14 protein-coding genes are annotated in these 15,538 nt (G+C 67.1%); 12 read left to right on the forward strand and 2 right to left on the reverse strand.

The genetic code is table 11. The features are described 5' to 3' along the window. Positions 1-125: 125 nt before the first annotated feature. The 3 genes from aroQ to accC are packed head-to-tail and all read left to right on the forward strand — an operon-like array spanning position 126 to position 2,398. A complete protein-coding gene (aroQ, locus tag JF515_RS07500) occupies positions 126-575 on the forward strand; it encodes a type II 3-dehydroquinate dehydratase (protein ID WP_203102673.1) in 450 nt (149 codons plus the stop codon). A gap of 2 nt (positions 576-577) precedes the next feature. Beyond that, a complete protein-coding gene (gene accB, locus JF515_RS07505) occupies positions 578-1,039 on the forward strand; it encodes an acetyl-CoA carboxylase biotin carboxyl carrier protein (RefSeq protein WP_203102675.1) in 462 nt (153 codons plus the stop codon). A gap of 12 nt (positions 1,040-1,051) precedes the next feature. Further along, positions 1,052-2,398, forward strand: coding sequence for an acetyl-CoA carboxylase biotin carboxylase subunit (gene accC, locus JF515_RS07510; protein ID WP_203102677.1), 1,347 nt, complete (start codon positions 1,052-1,054; stop codon positions 2,396-2,398). A 211-nt stretch (positions 2,399-2,609) separates the two neighbouring features. On the opposite strand, the gene JF515_RS07515 is transcribed toward accC, so the two are convergent. Together JF515_RS07515 and JF515_RS07520 are read right to left on the reverse strand one after the other, a co-directional pair. Then, entirely contained in the window at positions 2,610-3,272 is a 663-nt protein-coding gene (locus tag JF515_RS07515) for a toluene tolerance protein (protein ID WP_203102679.1), read from the reverse strand. A gap of 37 nt (positions 3,273-3,309) precedes the next feature. Further along, on the reverse strand, positions 3,310-3,891 hold the full coding sequence (locus JF515_RS07520; protein WP_203102681.1) for an isoprenylcysteine carboxylmethyltransferase family protein: 582 nt from the start codon (positions 3,889-3,891) through the stop codon (positions 3,310-3,312). 119 nt (positions 3,892-4,010) lie between these two features. On the opposite strand from JF515_RS07520, the gene prmA reads away from it, so the two are divergent. From prmA to JF515_RS07565, 9 genes are all read left to right on the forward strand, one after another. Then, positions 4,011-4,889 (forward strand): 50S ribosomal protein L11 methyltransferase, encoded by an 879-nt coding sequence (gene prmA / locus JF515_RS07525; RefSeq protein ID WP_203102683.1) that lies wholly within the window; start codon positions 4,011-4,013, stop codon positions 4,887-4,889. Between the two features lie 90 nt (positions 4,890-4,979). After that, positions 4,980-6,038 (forward strand): DUF3426 domain-containing protein, encoded by a 1,059-nt coding sequence (locus JF515_RS07530; RefSeq protein WP_203102685.1) that lies wholly within the window; start codon positions 4,980-4,982, stop codon positions 6,036-6,038. Between the two features lie 143 nt (positions 6,039-6,181). Then, positions 6,182-7,237, forward strand: a complete 1,056-nt coding sequence (gene dusB / locus JF515_RS07535; RefSeq protein ID WP_203102687.1) for a tRNA dihydrouridine synthase DusB — start codon at positions 6,182-6,184, stop codon at positions 7,235-7,237. A gap of 44 nt (positions 7,238-7,281) precedes the next feature. After that, positions 7,282-7,563, forward strand: a complete 282-nt coding sequence (fis, locus tag JF515_RS07540) for a DNA-binding transcriptional regulator Fis (RefSeq protein WP_138772945.1) — start codon at positions 7,282-7,284, stop codon at positions 7,561-7,563. Positions 7,564-7,705: 142 nt separating this feature from the next. After that, on the forward strand, positions 7,706-9,274 hold the full coding sequence (gene purH / locus JF515_RS07545; RefSeq protein WP_203102689.1) for a bifunctional phosphoribosylaminoimidazolecarboxamide formyltransferase/IMP cyclohydrolase: 1,569 nt from the start codon (positions 7,706-7,708) through the stop codon (positions 9,272-9,274). A 94-nt stretch (positions 9,275-9,368) separates the two neighbouring features. Further along, positions 9,369-10,655, forward strand: a complete 1,287-nt coding sequence (gene purD, locus JF515_RS07550; protein ID WP_203102691.1) for a phosphoribosylamine--glycine ligase — start codon at positions 9,369-9,371, stop codon at positions 10,653-10,655. A 9-nt stretch (positions 10,656-10,664) separates the two neighbouring features. Further along, entirely contained in the window at positions 10,665-11,411 is a 747-nt protein-coding gene (locus tag JF515_RS07555) for a TSUP family transporter (protein WP_203102693.1), read from the forward strand. Positions 11,412-11,526: 115 nt separating this feature from the next. Further along, entirely contained in the window at positions 11,527-12,633 is a 1,107-nt protein-coding gene (locus tag JF515_RS07560) for a cyclic nucleotide-binding domain-containing protein (protein WP_238400928.1), read from the forward strand. Then, the gene (locus JF515_RS07565) at positions 12,578-15,376 is read left to right on the forward strand and encodes a hybrid sensor histidine kinase/response regulator (protein ID WP_203102695.1); all 2,799 of its coding nucleotides are present in this window, start codon (positions 12,578-12,580) and stop codon (positions 15,374-15,376) included. The genes JF515_RS07560 and JF515_RS07565 overlap by 56 nt, the downstream gene beginning before the upstream one ends. The last annotated feature ends 162 nt before the right edge of the window (positions 15,377-15,538 follow it).

The raw sequence follows: 15,538 nt of genomic DNA on the forward strand, positions 1-15,538 counted from the left end.
TGGTGTAAAGTCCTTTATTTCGGCAAGTGGATACCCTTAGACTGCGAGCGTCGACGAAAAGCCGGGCAAACCGGTATTTCGTCACACGTTCAACGCAGATGAGTGCAAATTCAGGGGTAGACGTCTTGGCCAGCATCCTCGTCCTGCACGGGCCCAACCTCAACCTGCTGGGTCAGCGCGAGCCGGACAAATACGGCACCACCACCCTGGCGCGGATCAACCAGGCGCTGGTGGAACGGGCCGTGGGCGCCGGGCACCGCCTGCAGCATCTGCAAAGCAACGCCGAACATGAGCTGATCGAGCGTATCCACGAGGCGCGGACCGACGGCACCGATTTCATCCTCTTCAATCCGGCGGCGTTCACGCACACCAGCGTGGCCCTGCGCGACGCCCTGCTGGGCGTGGCGGTGCCGTTCATCGAGGTGCATCTGTCCAATGTCCACGCCCGGGAACCGTTCCGCCACCATTCCTATTTCTCCGACATCGCCGAGGGCGTGATTTGCGGTCTGGGTGCCGCCGGCTATGAGCTGGCGCTGACCGCCGCCCTGGAACAACTGGATCAGGCACAGGACTGAGCATGGACATCCGTAAAATCAAGAAACTGATCGAACTGCTGGAAGAGTCCGGCATCGAGGAACTGGAAATCCAGGAGGGCGAGGAATCCGTCCGCATCAGCCGGGGCGGTCGCCAGGCGGCGGCTCCCGCTCCCCAGTACCCGCCTCAGTACATGGCGGCGCCGGCACCGGCCCAGGCGCCCGCGCCCGCCGCCGAGAGCGCGCCGGCGCCCCGGGATGACACGCCCAGCGGCCATCTGGTGCGCTCGCCCATGGTCGGCACCTTCTACCGCTCGCCGTCGCCGGGCGCCGCCACCTTCGTGGAAGTCGGCCAGAAGGTCCAGGCCGGCGAGGTGCTGTGCATCGTGGAGGCCATGAAGATGATGAACCAGATCGAGGCGGACAAGTCCGGCACCATCGATGCCATCCTGGTCGAGGACGGCGAGCCGGTGGAGTTCGACCAGCCCCTGTTCTCCATCGTTTAACGGGGGTTTCCCATGCTGGAAAAGGTTCTGATTGCCAACCGTGGCGAGATCGCCCTGCGCATCCTGCGTGCCTGCAAGGAGCTGGGCATCCGCACGGTGGCCGTGTACTCCAAGGCGGACCGCGACCTGATGCACGTGCGCCTCGCCGACGAGGCGGTGTGCATTGGCCCGGCGCCGTCCACCGACTCCTACCTGAACATCCCGGCGATCATCAGCGCCGCCGAGGTCACCGACGCGGACGCCATTCACCCGGGCTACGGCTTCCTGGCGGAGAACGCGGATTTCGCCGAAAGCGTGGAGCGCTCCGGCTTCATCTTCATCGGGCCGCGCGCCGATACCATCCGTCTGATGGGCAACAAGGTGTCCGCCATCGAAGCCATGAAAGCGGCCGGCGTGCCCACGGTGCCCGGCTCCAACGGCCCGGTGGGTGACGACCAGGACGCCACCCTGATGATGGCCGAGGAAATCGGTTACCCGGTGATCATCAAGGCCGCCGCCGGCGGCGGCGGGCGCGGCATGCGGGTGGTGGAAGACCGCCAGCAACTGCTCAACGCCGTGACCCTGACGCGCTCCGAGGCCAAGAACGCCTTCGGCGACAGCACCGTGTACATGGAGAAGTTCCTGCAGAAACCACGCCACGTGGAAATCCAGGTGCTCTCCGACGGCGCCGGCCACGCCATTCACCTGGGCGACCGGGACTGTTCACTGCAGCGCCGGCACCAGAAAGTGGTGGAGGAGGCCCCGGCCCCCAACATCCCCGCGCACTTGAAGGAAGAAGTGGCCCAACGCTGCGTCAACGCCTGCAAGGAAATCAACTACCGGGGCGCCGGCACCTTCGAGTTCCTCTACGAAAACGAAGGCTTCTACTTCATCGAAATGAACACCCGCGTGCAGGTGGAGCACCCGGTCACCGAGATGATCACCGGCGTCGACATCGTCAAGGAACAGCTGCGCATCGCCGGTGGCGAGGGACTGACCATCAAGCAGGAAGACGTCAACTTCCAGGGCCACGCCATCGAAGTGCGGATCAACGCCGAGGACCCGGCCACCTTCGTGCCCAGCCCCGGCAAGATCACCTACTTCCACGCCCCCGGCGGCAACGGCGTGCGCGTCGATTCCCACGTCTACGGCGGCTACACGGTACCGCCCTTCTACGACTCCCTGATCGGCAAACTGATCACCTGGGGCGAGAACCGGGACGTGGCCTTCGAACGCATGCGCATCGCCCTGGAGGAAATCGTGGTGGAAGGCATCAAGACCAACGTGGCCCTGCACCGCGACAAGATCTTCCGCGACCCGGCCTTCAAGGAAGGCGGCGTCGACATCCACCACCTGGAAAAGAAACTGGGCAACCATTGAGGCGCTGGACGCTGGACGCCGGACGCTAAAACCCCTAGCCGGAAAGACGAGGTGTGTTTCCTGCCGGCACATCAGGAAACACACCGAAAGTTCACCGCACCGGGTCTGGCGTCCAGCGTCCAGCGTCCGGCGTCCGGCGTCCGGCGTCCAGCGTCCAGCGTCCAGCGTCCAGCGTCCAGCATCTAGCCTAACGTCCGGCGCCTAGCCCCCCTCAAAACAGAAAGTCGCGAATCCGCTCCGCCACTTCCCCCACCTCCCGCATCGACAAATCCGCCGCGTCCCGATACCCGAACAGCAACGCATCGATCAACTCCGGCCGCCAATGAGGACGATCCTCCACGCAACGCAGAAAGTGCAGCCAGTTGCGGCGCCGCGCCCAGCGCGACATGGACCAGGGCCGCACCTTCATATCCAGCACGTCAATCAGGCCGATCCGGAACCCGTCGATGACGATATTGCCCGGATGCACCGACCGGAAGAACACCCCCTGGCGGTGCAGCCGCGCCAGGAACACCCCCACCCGGTACATCAACTGAGCATCGGTCTCGCCACGGGCCAGCAAGGCACGCAGGGTGTCGCCGGGCATCGGCTGATAAACCGCCACCGTGTGCGGCTCACCGATCACGCGGTGCAGGCTCTCCACGGTAAGGGTAGGAATGCGCAGGCGCTCCAACTGGCGGGCATGGCGCGCGAAACGCACCGCCGCCGGAGACAGCAGTTCTCGATTGAAGAACCGCTTGCGCCGGAAATATTTCAGGTAACGGCCATCGCTGAGCCGCAGCACCTTGATGCCGTGGGCATCACGCTCCACGACTTCCGACCGCTCCACCACGCGTTCCAGTTGCACGCGGCTGAGAGGGTGGATGTGAACCATCGATTCAGGCTCCTTCAGCGAGACATCCGCCCGGGTCTCAATCCGGTCGGTGACGGGTCAAACGGGGCAGAATTCCCCCGGTACGTTCCATGTAGTCCAGATAGCGGTGCCCGTGCCGCTCCAGGTGCCGCTGCTCCTCCACCGGCACCCGCAACAAATAGGCCAGGGCGAAGGTCACCGCCGCCACCGGGCCGGCCAGCCAGTTCTGCAACAGCAGCAACTGGGCCAGGGCCCACAGCAACATGGCGGCATAACCCGGATGGCGCAGATAGCGGTACACGCCCTGAGCCCGCAGGGCGCCATCGGCGTCCGGCGCCGGACGGCCGTCGCGGCGCGCACGCCATAGCAACCACACCGAGGCACTGCCCAGCAGCAGCCCCAGCCAGGCCACCTCGTCGAGGAATACGAAATCCGCGAATTCGAACCAGGGCACCAGCGCGTCCAGCAACGGCACCAAAACCATCGCCACCACCACCAGCACCTGCAGAACCCGTTTCTCCAGGTCCCGCCCGTGGCGGCCTGGTCGCCGCAGAGACGCGACGCGCGGATCACAGCCATGCAACAGCAGGCTGGCCACCATCATCAAAACCACGATCAGTTCCGCGGCGTTCTCGGTCATGGGATCAGAGCACCGAAAGGGAAAGTGACCTTAACTATACGCCGGAGGGCCACCGCATCGCCAGCCCCGACGCCCTGCTCTATACTGCCGCCACCTTTATCACCGGCCACGGAGACCTCATGGCCTGGCAGCAACTGCATATCGCCACCGATCCGGAGCACGCGGACGCCTTCCAGGACGCCCTGGAAAACCTGGGCGCCGCCGCCGTCACCCTCACCGACGGCGCCGACCAGCCGGTGTTCGAGCCGCCGCCCGGCGCGCGGCCACTCTGGAACACCACCGTGGTCACCGCCCTGTTCGACGAGGACACCGACTGCGACGCCCTGCTGACGGCGCTCGCCGATCAGGGCCTGAAGCCCGCCGACCACCGCGTGGAAGCGCTCGCCGACCAGGTCTGGGAACGGGCCTGGATGGACGATTTCCAGCCCATGCGCTTCGGTGAACGGCTGTGGATCGTGCCGAGCTGGTCCGAGGCCCCGGATGCCGCCGCCGTGAACCTGAAGCTCGATCCGGGCCTGGCATTCGGCACCGGCACCCATGACACCACCGCCCTGTGCCTGGAATGGCTGGACGGCGCCGACCTGCGCGGTCGCCGGGTGCTGGACTTCGGCTGCGGTTCCGGCGTGCTGGCCATCGCCGCCCTTTTGTTGGGCGCGGACAATGCCCTGGGCACCGACATCGACCCCCAGGCCCTCACCGCCAGCGCCGACAACGCCGCCGCCAACGGCGTCGCCAACGGCCTTGATCTGTGCCTGCCGGAAGCCATGCCCGCCGGCTACCGCTGCGACCTGCTGGTGGCCAACATCCTGGCCGGACCGCTGATCGACCTGGCCGGCATGCTGGCCGGTTACTGCCGCCCCGGTGCCCCGATGGCGCTGTCCGGCATTCTCGCCGACCAGGCCCAGGCGGTGCGAGACGCCTACACGCCCTGGTTCGACCTCGGCCCCACCCGTCAGCGCGGCGACTGGGTGCGCATCGACGGCGTGAGACGCGGCTAGGGCCTGTTCACAAAGGGCACATCCCAGCCTTGCGGCGTACCCGGCTTTTTCTGTACAACGATCTTCCGACTCACCGAAACACGACTGTCCATGGCCGGCCCCTATAAGACCCGCTGCCCGCACTGCGGCGCCCAGTTCAAGATCAGCGACGAGCACCTCGGCCAGGCCCGGGGCGCGGTGCGGTGCGGTTCCTGCCTGCGGATATTTCAAGCCACCGATCATCTGCAGGGTGACGCGGTGCCGCCAGCGCGGGCGGACCGCTGGCGCCACGCGATGGACGACGAACCTCCCCAGGATGACCAGCGCGGCCCGAGCCTGGGCGACGACTTCCTGGACCTGGACGGCGATGACTCCGAGGCGTCCGACCCGTTCGCCGACCTCGACGAAGCCGGCGCCGGCGGCGACAACGCCGACGAGTCCTGGGCCGAAGCCCTGCTGCAGGAACTGGACGACGACCGCGATGGCGGCTCGCCGCCGCCCGGCGCCCCGCCCCGGGCCGAACCGGCGCCGCGCCGGGCCACGCCTCCCGCCGGGCCAGCGGCGGAACGCGGCGACGATCCGTTCGAGTTCCTCAACAGCACCGCCGCGCGCCGGCACGGCAACGACCAGCCCGAGTATCTCGCACCGCCGCCCGGTGGCCCGGCGGTGCTGGCCAAGTGGGGACTGCTGTCACTGCTCGCCCTGCTGGTGCTGGCCGGCCAGTACGCGGTGTTCCATTTTCAGGAGCTGGCACGCACGCCCCAATGGCGGCCCTACTACGCCCAGGCCTGCGAGGTGCTGGGTTGCTCGCTGCCGTTGCGCTCCGATCCCGGCGCCCTGCGCGGCGCCAACCTGGTGGTGCGCAGCCACCCGGACTACCGCAACGCGCTGATGGTCGACGCCCTGTTGTTCAACGAGGCCGACTGGCCACAGCCGTTTCCGGTGCTGGAGCTGACATTCCAGGATCTGGAAGGCAACATCGTCGCCTCGCGGCGCTTCCCGCCCGCGGAGTACCTGCGCGGCGAACTGGCCGGCGCCGGCGCCATGCCGGTGGCGACGCCGGTGCATATCGGCCTGGAAATCGTCGATCCGGGCCCCCGCGCGGTGAACTACAACCTGCGACTGCTGGCCGCCGACGGCCCGACACCAAGGGTGAGCACCACCCGCTGAGGCGCTTTTCCGGCAAATCGGGCTTTCCCCCCGGCCTTCGGGTCACTATCATTGTCGCCCCCGCGCCGACCGCGCGGGCTCTATGAACGCCTTTTCAGGCGGACACCTGAGACGGAAATCCTGCCAACCGACCCTTCATCGCCATGCAGATCGGCCCCTACGTGCTTCCCAACCCCCTGATTCTCGCGCCCATGGCCGGCGTGACGGATCGCCCGTTCCGGCGCCTGTGCCGGGAGTTGGGGGCGGGCCTGGTGGTCTCCGAAATGGTGACTTCCGACACCCGCCTGTGGAACTCGCGCAAATCCGCGCAACGGCTGGACCATGGCGGCGAGCCGGGGCCCGTGTCGGTGCAGATCGCCGGCGGCGAGCCGGAGATGATGGCCGAGGCGGCCCGGGCCAACGTGGACCGGGGCGCCCAGATCATCGACATCAACATGGGCTGCCCGGCCAAGAAGGTGTGCAAGCGCGCCGCCGGCTCCGCCCTGCTCTCCGACCCGGACCTGGTGGCCCGGATACTGGACGCGGTGGTGGCGGCGGTGGACGTGCCGGTGACCCTCAAGATCCGTACCGGACCGGACCGCGAAAACCGCAACGCCGTGGCCATCGCCCGCATCGCGGAACAGGCGGGCATCCAGGCCCTGGCGATCCACGGACGCACCCGCGCCGACAAATTCAACGGCGAGGCGGAGTTCGACACGGTGCGCGCGGTGACCGCGGCGGTGACGCTGCCGGTTATCGCCAATGGTGATATCAAATCACCGGGAAACGCCCAACGGATACTGGAATCCACGGGTGCCAGTGGTATTATGATCGGCCGCGCCGCTCAGGGTAATCCATGGATCTTTCGGGACACCCTGCATTACCTGGAGCATGGCCGGCTGCCCCTGGCACCGCGCGTCGACGAAGTGCGGGATCGGGTGCTCGCGCACCTTGATGATCTGCACCACTTTTACGGGGACTACACCGGCGTGCGCATCGCCCGCAAGCATTTGGGGTGGTACACGCAGTACCTGCCCGGTGGAGAGCCATTCCGGCGCGGGTTCAACAAGCTGGAAGAGGCCGGCCTGCAACGGCGGGCCGTTGAGCAGTTTTTCCAAGAGATCAACGCCCTCGGCGACCGTGTCCGCTTCGGTTGCTATGGCGAGGTGTCTGCCCGGAACCCTTCAGCTCGGAAAAAAGACGGAGCATTGGCCGCATGACCCTTTCTTCAATGAAGACCGCTGCAGCACGGACACTCACAGAAATGAATACCGCCGAATCACGCAAACCCCACCTGACGCTGGCCCGCAGCGAGACCCACGACACCCTGCGCAACTGCGTGCGTCGCTCCCTCGCCGATTATTTCAACCAGCTCGACGGCGAGCCGGTCAGCGAGCTTTATCAGATGGTCCTGGCGGAGATGGAAATCCCGCTGCTGGAAAAAGTCCTGGAGTACACCCGCGGTAACCAGACCAAGGCCGCCGAGCTGCTGGGTCTGAACCGTGGCACGCTGCGCAAGAAGCTCAAGCAGTACGGCTTGCTCTGAATCGGGCCGTGATGCCAGGGGCAGTGGATACTGCCTCTTTTCTTTTTATAACGCTTACACGCCACACACCAACACCTCCGCCTTCCCCCGCGTGCAAGCGTGTTGCGTGTCAGCGTGCAAGCGTCACCAAAGGTGACTTTTCATGAGCAAGGCCGTTGAACGCGCGCTGATCAGCGTTTCCGACAAAACCGGCATCGTCGATTTCGCCCGGGCCCTGGCGGACCGTGGCGTGGAGCTGCTGTCCACCGGCGGCACCTTCCGCGCCATCAAGGACGCGGGCATCGCGGTGCGCGAAGTCTCCGACTACACCGGTTTCCCGGAAATGATGGACGGCCGGGTCAAGACCCTGCACCCCAAGGTGCACGGTGGCATCCTCGGCCGGCGCGGCCAGGACGACGCGGTGATGGCGAACAATGACATCCAGCGCATCGACCTGGTGGTGGTCAACCTCTACCCCTTCGAGCAGACCGTGGCGCGTCCGGACTGCACCCTGGAGGACGCGATCGAGAACATCGACATCGGCGGCCCCACCATGGTGCGCTCGGCGGCCAAGAACCACGCCCATGTCGGCATCGTCACCGATGCCGCCGATTACGCCCGGGTCCTCGACGACCTGGAAACCGGTGATGGCCGCCTGTCCGACACCCTGCGTTTCGACCTGGCGATCAAGGCGTTCGAGCACACCGCCGCCTACGACAGCGCCATCGCCAACCATTTCGGCAAGCTGGTGGGCGAGAACAACCAGGACTTCCCGCGCACCATCAACCTGAATTTCCGCAAGACCCAGGACATGCGCTACGGTGAGAACCCGCACCAGAAAGCGGCGTTCTATGTGGAGCGTGAGCCGGCCGCCGCCAGTGTCGCCACCGCCCGCCAACTGCAGGGCAAGGCGCTCAGCTACAACAACATCGCCGACACCGACGCCGCCCTGGAGTGCGTGAAATCCTTCACCAAGCCCGCCTGCGTGATCGTCAAGCACGCCAACCCCTGCGGCGTGGCGGTGAGCCTGGACGGTATCGACCAGGCCTATGACCTGGCCTTCGCCACCGATCCGGAATCCGCCTTCGGCGGCATCATCGCCTTCAACCGGGAGTTGGACGCCGCCACCGCCAAGGCCATCGTCGAACGCCAGTTCGTGGAAGTGATCATCGCGCCACGCATCAACGAAGACGCCCTCGCCATCACCGCCGCCAAGAAGAACGTGCGCGTGTTGGAATGCGGCGAGATTGACGGCCCCACCGCCGGTGGCCTGGACTACAAGCGGGTCAACGGCGGCCTGCTGGTGCAGGACCGGGATGTGGGCATGGTCGGCGAAGGTGACCTCAAGGTGGTGACCAGGCGGGCTCCCACCGAAGCCGAGATGCACGACCTGATCTTTGCCTGGAAGGTGGCCAAGTTCGTCAAATCCAACGCCATCGTCTATGCGCGCAACCGGCAGACCATCGGCGTCGGCGCCGGCCAGATGAGCCGCGTGAACTCGGCGCGCATCGCCGCCATCAAGGCGGAGCACGCCGGGCTGGAAGTGAAGGGCTCGGTGATGGCATCCGATGCCTTCTTCCCGTTCCGCGATGGCATCGACAACGCCGCCGCCAACGGCATCCGCTGCGTGATCCAGCCCGGTGGCTCGATTCGCGACGAGGAAGTGATCGCCGCCGCCGACGAGGCCGACATGGCGATGGTATTCACCGGCATGCGCCATTTCCGGCACTGACGCTGGCGTGCAAACACGCCACACGCACCACGCTTTTTGCGTGCCGGCGTAAAGCGTGGTGCGTGAAAGCGACTCGAACAAAGTGAGAGCAACCATGAAAGTCTTGATCATCGGCGGCGGTGGCCGTGAGCACGCACTGGCCTGGAAAGTCGCCCAGGCGGAGGCGGTGGAGAAGGTGCTGGTGGCACCGGGCAACGCCGGCACCGCCCGGGACGCCAAGCTGGAAAACGTGATGGTGGACGTGAGCGACCAGACGGCGCTGGCCGAACTGGCCGAGCGCGAAGGCGTGGCGCTGACCATCGTCGGCCCCGAAGCGCCGCTGGTGGAAGGTCTGGTGGACTACTTCCAGGCCCGCGGCCTGAAGTGTTTCGGTCCGTCCAAGGCCGCCGCGCAGTTGGAGGGCTCCAAGGCCTTCACCAAGGATTTCCTGGCCCGCCACGCCATCCCCACCGCCGCCTACGGCAACTTCACCGACATCGATGAAGCCCTCGCCTATGTGCGCGAGCAGGGCGCGCCGATCGTGATCAAGGCCGACGGCCTGGCCGCCGGCAAGGGCGTGATCGTCGCCATGACCCTGGAAGAAGCCGAGGACGCGGTGCGCGATATGCTGGACGGCAACAAGTTCGGCGACGCCGGCCACCGGGTGGTGGTGGAGGAATTCCTGGACGGCGAGGAAGCCAGCTTCATCGTCATGGTGGACGGCGAGCACATCCTGCCGATGGCCACCAGCCAGGACCACAAACGGGTGGGCGACGGCGACAGCGGCCCCAACACTGGCGGCATGGGCGCCTATTCGCCGGCGCCGGTGGTCACCGATGAAGTGCATGAGCGCATCATGGACCAGGTAATCCGCCCCACCGTGGCCGGCATGGCCGCCGAGGGCATGCCCTACACCGGCTTCCTGTACGCCGGCCTGATGATCGACGGCGACGGCCAGCCCAAGGTGATCGAGTACAACTGCCGTTTCGGCGACCCGGAAACCCAGCCGATCATGATGCGCCTGCGCTCCGATCTGGCGGCCCTGTGCCTGGCGGCCCTGGACGGCACCCTGGACCAGGTGGAAGCGCACTGGGACCCGCGCCCCACCCTGGGCGTGGTGATGGCCGCCGGCGGCTACCCGGACCGCTATGACAAGGGCGACGCGATCAGCGGCCTGGACGACGCCGACTCCGACATCGTCAAGGTGTTCCATGCCGGCACCGCCGAGCAGGACGGCCAGGTGGTCACCAGCGGCGGTCGGGTGCTGTGCGTCACCGCCCTGGGTGACAGCGTCGCCGACGCCCAGCGCCACGCCTATGAGGCGGTGGCGAAAATCACCTGGCGCGGCGCCTACCATCGAACCGACATCGGCTATCGCGCGGTGGCCCGCGAGCAGGCCTGACGGTGCCTCATGCCTGAATCGATCCCACTGTTCCTGGCGGCGGTGGCGATCGGCTGCTATATCCAGACGGTCACCGGTTTCGCTCTGGGTATCTTCGTGCTCACCGTGGTCACCCTCACCCAGGTGGCCTCCATTCCGGTCACCGCCACCGCGCTCAACATCATGAACCTGCTGCTCGGCTCGATGGTGGTGCTGCCGCGTCTGCGTCAGGTGAACTGGCGCCTGATTACCCTGAGCCTGGCCGGCGGGCTGCCGGCCATGGCCCTGGGCGTACTCGCCCTGGGCTACCTGGACCGCAACGCCGAGCACCTGCTGCACCTGTTGCTGGGCGGCCTGATCTTCGCCGCCGGCGCGGTGATGGCGCGCCGGCCCAACCAGCGTGACACCCTGTCCTCGGCCCCGGCGTTCATCGGTGCCGGCGCCCTGGGCGGCTTCTTCGGCGGCCTGTTCAGCATTGGCGGCCCGCCGGTGGTCTACCAGTTTTACCGCCAGCCGGTGCCGGCGGCCACCCTGCGCCTGACCCTGGTGGCGCTGTTCTCACTCACCTCCCTGGGCCGCCTCACCGTGGTCGCCGCCCACGGCGACCTGACCGGCGACGTGCTGCGCACCGGCCTGATGAGCCTGCCGGTGGTGGCGCTGGCGGCCTGGCTCGGCCGCCGCTACCCACCGCCGCTGGGCGAGCGCGCCATGCGCCGCTTCGTGTTCCTGCTGCTGATGCTCAGTGGCGGCGCCGTGACCCTGCTGGCGCTTCTGTAAGCGCGCACCGGATCACACTGACCGCCCCCGGTCGATGCGCCGTGCCGGCAAAGCGCCTACAGTGGATGGTCGGTCGTCCTGGGGGGCGGCCGGCGATAACAAAAGGGGGAGTTCCATGAGCGCCACCGAGCCCGATACCCGCCACCCGTCCAGTGGCGGCGACGACGCCGATATGACCCGGCTGAGCCATTTCATTCCGTTCGACGGCCTGAGCGCCTCGCACCTGGCCGAGATCCGCGACCAGGTGACGGTGCAGCGCCTGCCCGCCGGACGGCTGCTGTTTAAGCGGGGCCAGGCCTCCGACAAGGCCTGGTTCCTGATCGACGGCGAACTGGACCTGATCGACGCCGGTTACCAGGTGCGGCCGTTCGCCGCCGAGGACGACGAAAACTACCTGGCGGTGGACAACTATCCACGCCACACGGTCAACGCCATCACCCGCGAGGCCACCACCCTGTACGGCATCGACCGGGACAAGCTGGACCTGCTGATGGCCTGGACCCAGGCCCCGGACCTGCTGCCCGACGACGAGTCCGACGACCGTAACTGGATGGATGCCCTGCTCACCTCCGGCCTGTTCGCCCAGGTGCCCCCCGCCAAGCTGCACGCTTTGTTCGTCAAGTTCCGCCCCCGCGAAGTCGGGCTTGGCGAGGTGATCGTGGAGGAAGGCGAGCCCGGCGAGGTGTTCTATGTGATCAAGCGCGGCAAGGCCATGGTGACCCGCGCCGCGCCCGCCGGCACCCATACCCTGGCCGCGCTCAGCGCCGGGCGTTTCTTCGGCGAGGATGCCCTGATCAGCGATCAGCCACGCAATGCCACCGTCACCATGACCAGCGACGGCGAGCTGATGTGCCTGGACAAGAGCGATTTCCAGGCCATTCTGCAGGCCTCGGTGATCCGCCGCATCAGCGAGGATGCCCTGGACACCCTGGTGCTGGAGGGCGAACGCGCCGTGGTGCTGGTGGACGTACGCCTGCCCATGGAGTCCCGGCACGACACCATTCCCGGCGCCCGCAACCTGCCGCTCAATGAGCTGCGCCAGCGTGCCCGAGGCCTGGAGCGGGAATTCCTGTACATCCTGTGCGCGGAAGGTCGACGCAGTGAGCTGGGAGCCTATATCCTCTCCGAAGCGGGCTTGGACGCCCTGGTGCTGGATCGGGGAGACGATGAAAACAGGGATACTCAGAACGAGGACCACGCCGAGGCCTCCGCGTCGCGGTGAGCCACGCCGCGCGGCGCGCCTCTGGCTGGGCGCGGTGTTGCTGTTGCTGGCCGCTCTGGGCCACGCCGCGCCACCGCCACCCTATGTGATCAGCAGCCTGCCGGAGCGGGCCCGGATCACCATCTATTCGGAATACCTGCCCGACCCCGGCGGCACCCTGACCGTGGACCAGGTGGCCGGCGGTGACCACGAAGGCGCTTTCCAGCCCGCCGCCCGCTTCGTGGAGCGGCTCGGGCTCAGCGACCACCCCTGGTGGATTCGCGTGGCGGTGCGCAACGAGCTGGGCGACCAGCGCCGTTTCGCCCTGATCCTGGGCCCGCGCGACTACCACGACAGCACCCTGTTCGTGCCCGACGGCGACCGCTACCGGCCCGCCTCCGCCAACGAGCGCTTCCAGCAGCACACGCCGGTCTATCTGGTCGATCTCCCCGCCGGCGAGACCCGGGTGTTCTACTGGCGCCTCAACCCCCGTGGCGGCCTGCTCTACTCCATCCGCCTGGGCACTCTGGCTTCAGCCCTGGACGGCGACGCCGGCTTCATTCTGTACTGGGCACTGCTCGGCATGATGCTCACCCTGGCCGCCTACAACATCCTGGTGGCGACCCTGCGCGGCGGCCCCAGCCACGGCTATCACGCCGGCTTTCTGGTGGCGATGGCGGCGCTGCTGCTGTTCGTCTCCGGCGACCTGGCGGACAGCCCGTTCTGGGGCCCCTGGCTGCCGCAATTGAAGCTGGTGTCGATCATGGCGGTGATCCTGTGCGCCTGTGGCGTGGGCCGCACCTTCGTCGACAGCCGCCGCTATGCTCCCTGGCTGCATCGTCTGCTGCTGGTGATCTCGGCGCTGGCGGTGGCCGGCCTGGTCATCGGCCCCTGGTTGTCACCGGTTCGCGGCCTGACCCTGGCCTTTGGCCTGGCCCTGGTGGCCGCCGTCACCATGCTGATACTGGCTTACCAGACCTGGCATCGCGAGGCGCCCCTGGGCGGCCTCTATTTCTTCACCAGCCTGGTGATCGCCAGCCCGCTGATTCTCGCCTGCCTGACCCTGTTCGGGATCACCGGCGGCGGCCTGGACCTGGTGCTCAGCGTCATGGTGGCGGTCAATCTGGCCGCCTTCATCCAGGCGGTGGGCCTGCGCATCCAATACCTGCGCCGGCAACGACTGATCATGGCACAGCGCCGTGACCGGGCGGTGGCCGAGGCGGTGGACGCCACCCGGCGGGAAACCCTGGCGCGCATGGGCCATGACGCGCGCACGCCGCTAAGCGGCATTCTCGGCATGGCCGAGATCCTCGACGATACGCCGCTCACTCCCAACCAGAAGGAGTGCGTGAGTGGCATTCGCAATGCCGGCGGCAACCTGCTCAAGATCATCAACGACGTGCTTGAGTACTCCCAGCTCTCCGACCAGGGCGCCGATCTGAATCGGGAGGCCATGGACACCAACGACCTGCTGATGGACGCGGTGGACCTGTTCCGCGAGCGCGCCGAGGAAAAGCAGGTGGAACTGATCACCCATGTGCACACCAACGTACCGGCGCGCCTGGAAGGTGACCCCGGCCGCCTGCGCCAGGTGCTCACCAATCTGCTCGGCGCCTTCCTCCGCCACGCCCAGCCCGGCGAGCTGATCATCGATATCTCCCTGGAGCCCACCGGGCGCGCCGGGCTGGTGCGCTTTGAGTTCAGCGGCACGGCGCTGCGCCCGGGCACGCTGACCCGACTGCGCGACCAGGACGCGCGCCGCGACAGCAGTGGCCTGAACCTGTCCATCGCCGAGCAACTGGTGGAAGCCATGGACGGGCGCCATGGCGAGCGCGACGAACCCGGCGACGCCGGCTACTGGTTCGTGCTGCCGCTGCCGGCGCTGGAGCCGGCGCCGGACAGCGCCGACACCGATGGCAGCATCCTGCAGGGCCGCAGCATGCTGGTGGTGGACGACTCCTCCACGGTCACCCGGGTGATCCGCCATCTGGCCCTGAGCTGGGGCATGCGCGTCACCGCCTGCCACGATCCCCGGGAAGCGCTCGCCTCCCTGCGTACGCAGGCCAACATCAACGAGCCCTACGACGTGGTGCTGCTCGACCATCTGATGCCGGGCATGAACGGGCTGCAACTGGCGGCACGCATCCATGAGGACCCGGTGATCACTCACCCCACCGCCTTGATCATGCTGACCGGGGTGAATAACGCCCCCAACGGCACCGAAGCACGCAACGCCGGTATTCACCGGGTGCTGGCCAAACCGGTCTCGGCGCCACGCCTCAAGCAGGCACTGGCCGAGGAACTGGGGCTCAAGCACCGCTCGCCCCAGGGCCGCCATCCGGCCACACCGGCTCCCGGTTTACGGCTGCTGGTGGTGGAGGATCACAAGCTCAGCCAGAAGGTGATTCGCGGCATGCTCAACAAGCTGGGCCTCGACCCGGAACTGGCCGCCAACGGCAAGGAAGCCCTGGAAAAGGCCTGCCAGCGCACCTATGACCTGATCCTGATGGATTGCGAAATGCCGGAAATGGACGGTTTCGAGGCGACCCGGCGCATCCGCGATCACGAGCGCCAGCATGGTCTGCCGCCGGTGCCGATCGTGGCGCTCACCGCGCACATCCTGCGCGAGCACCGGGAGCGCAGCCTGGCTTCGGGCATGAACGCCCACATCCCCAAGCCGGTGGAAATGAGCGTGCTGCGCGACACCCTGGTGCGCTTTACCAGCGGCGCTCCGGACGCTGGACGCCCGACGCCGGACGCTTGACGCTGGACGCCAAACCCGTGGCTGCAAGCATTGCGGTGTTTACTGCCCGGCGCCAGCAGGAAACACGCCCTTCCTTTCCGGCCAGGGTTTAAGCGTCAGGCGTCAGGCGTCTGGCGTCTGGCGTCTGGCGTCTGGCGTCTGGCGCCCCCAAGCCTTTGGCGC

It is taken from the genome of Alloalcanivorax marinus, from assembly GCF_016785095.1.
GTDB lineage: Bacteria > Pseudomonadota > Gammaproteobacteria > Pseudomonadales > Alcanivoracaceae > Alloalcanivorax > Alloalcanivorax marinus_A.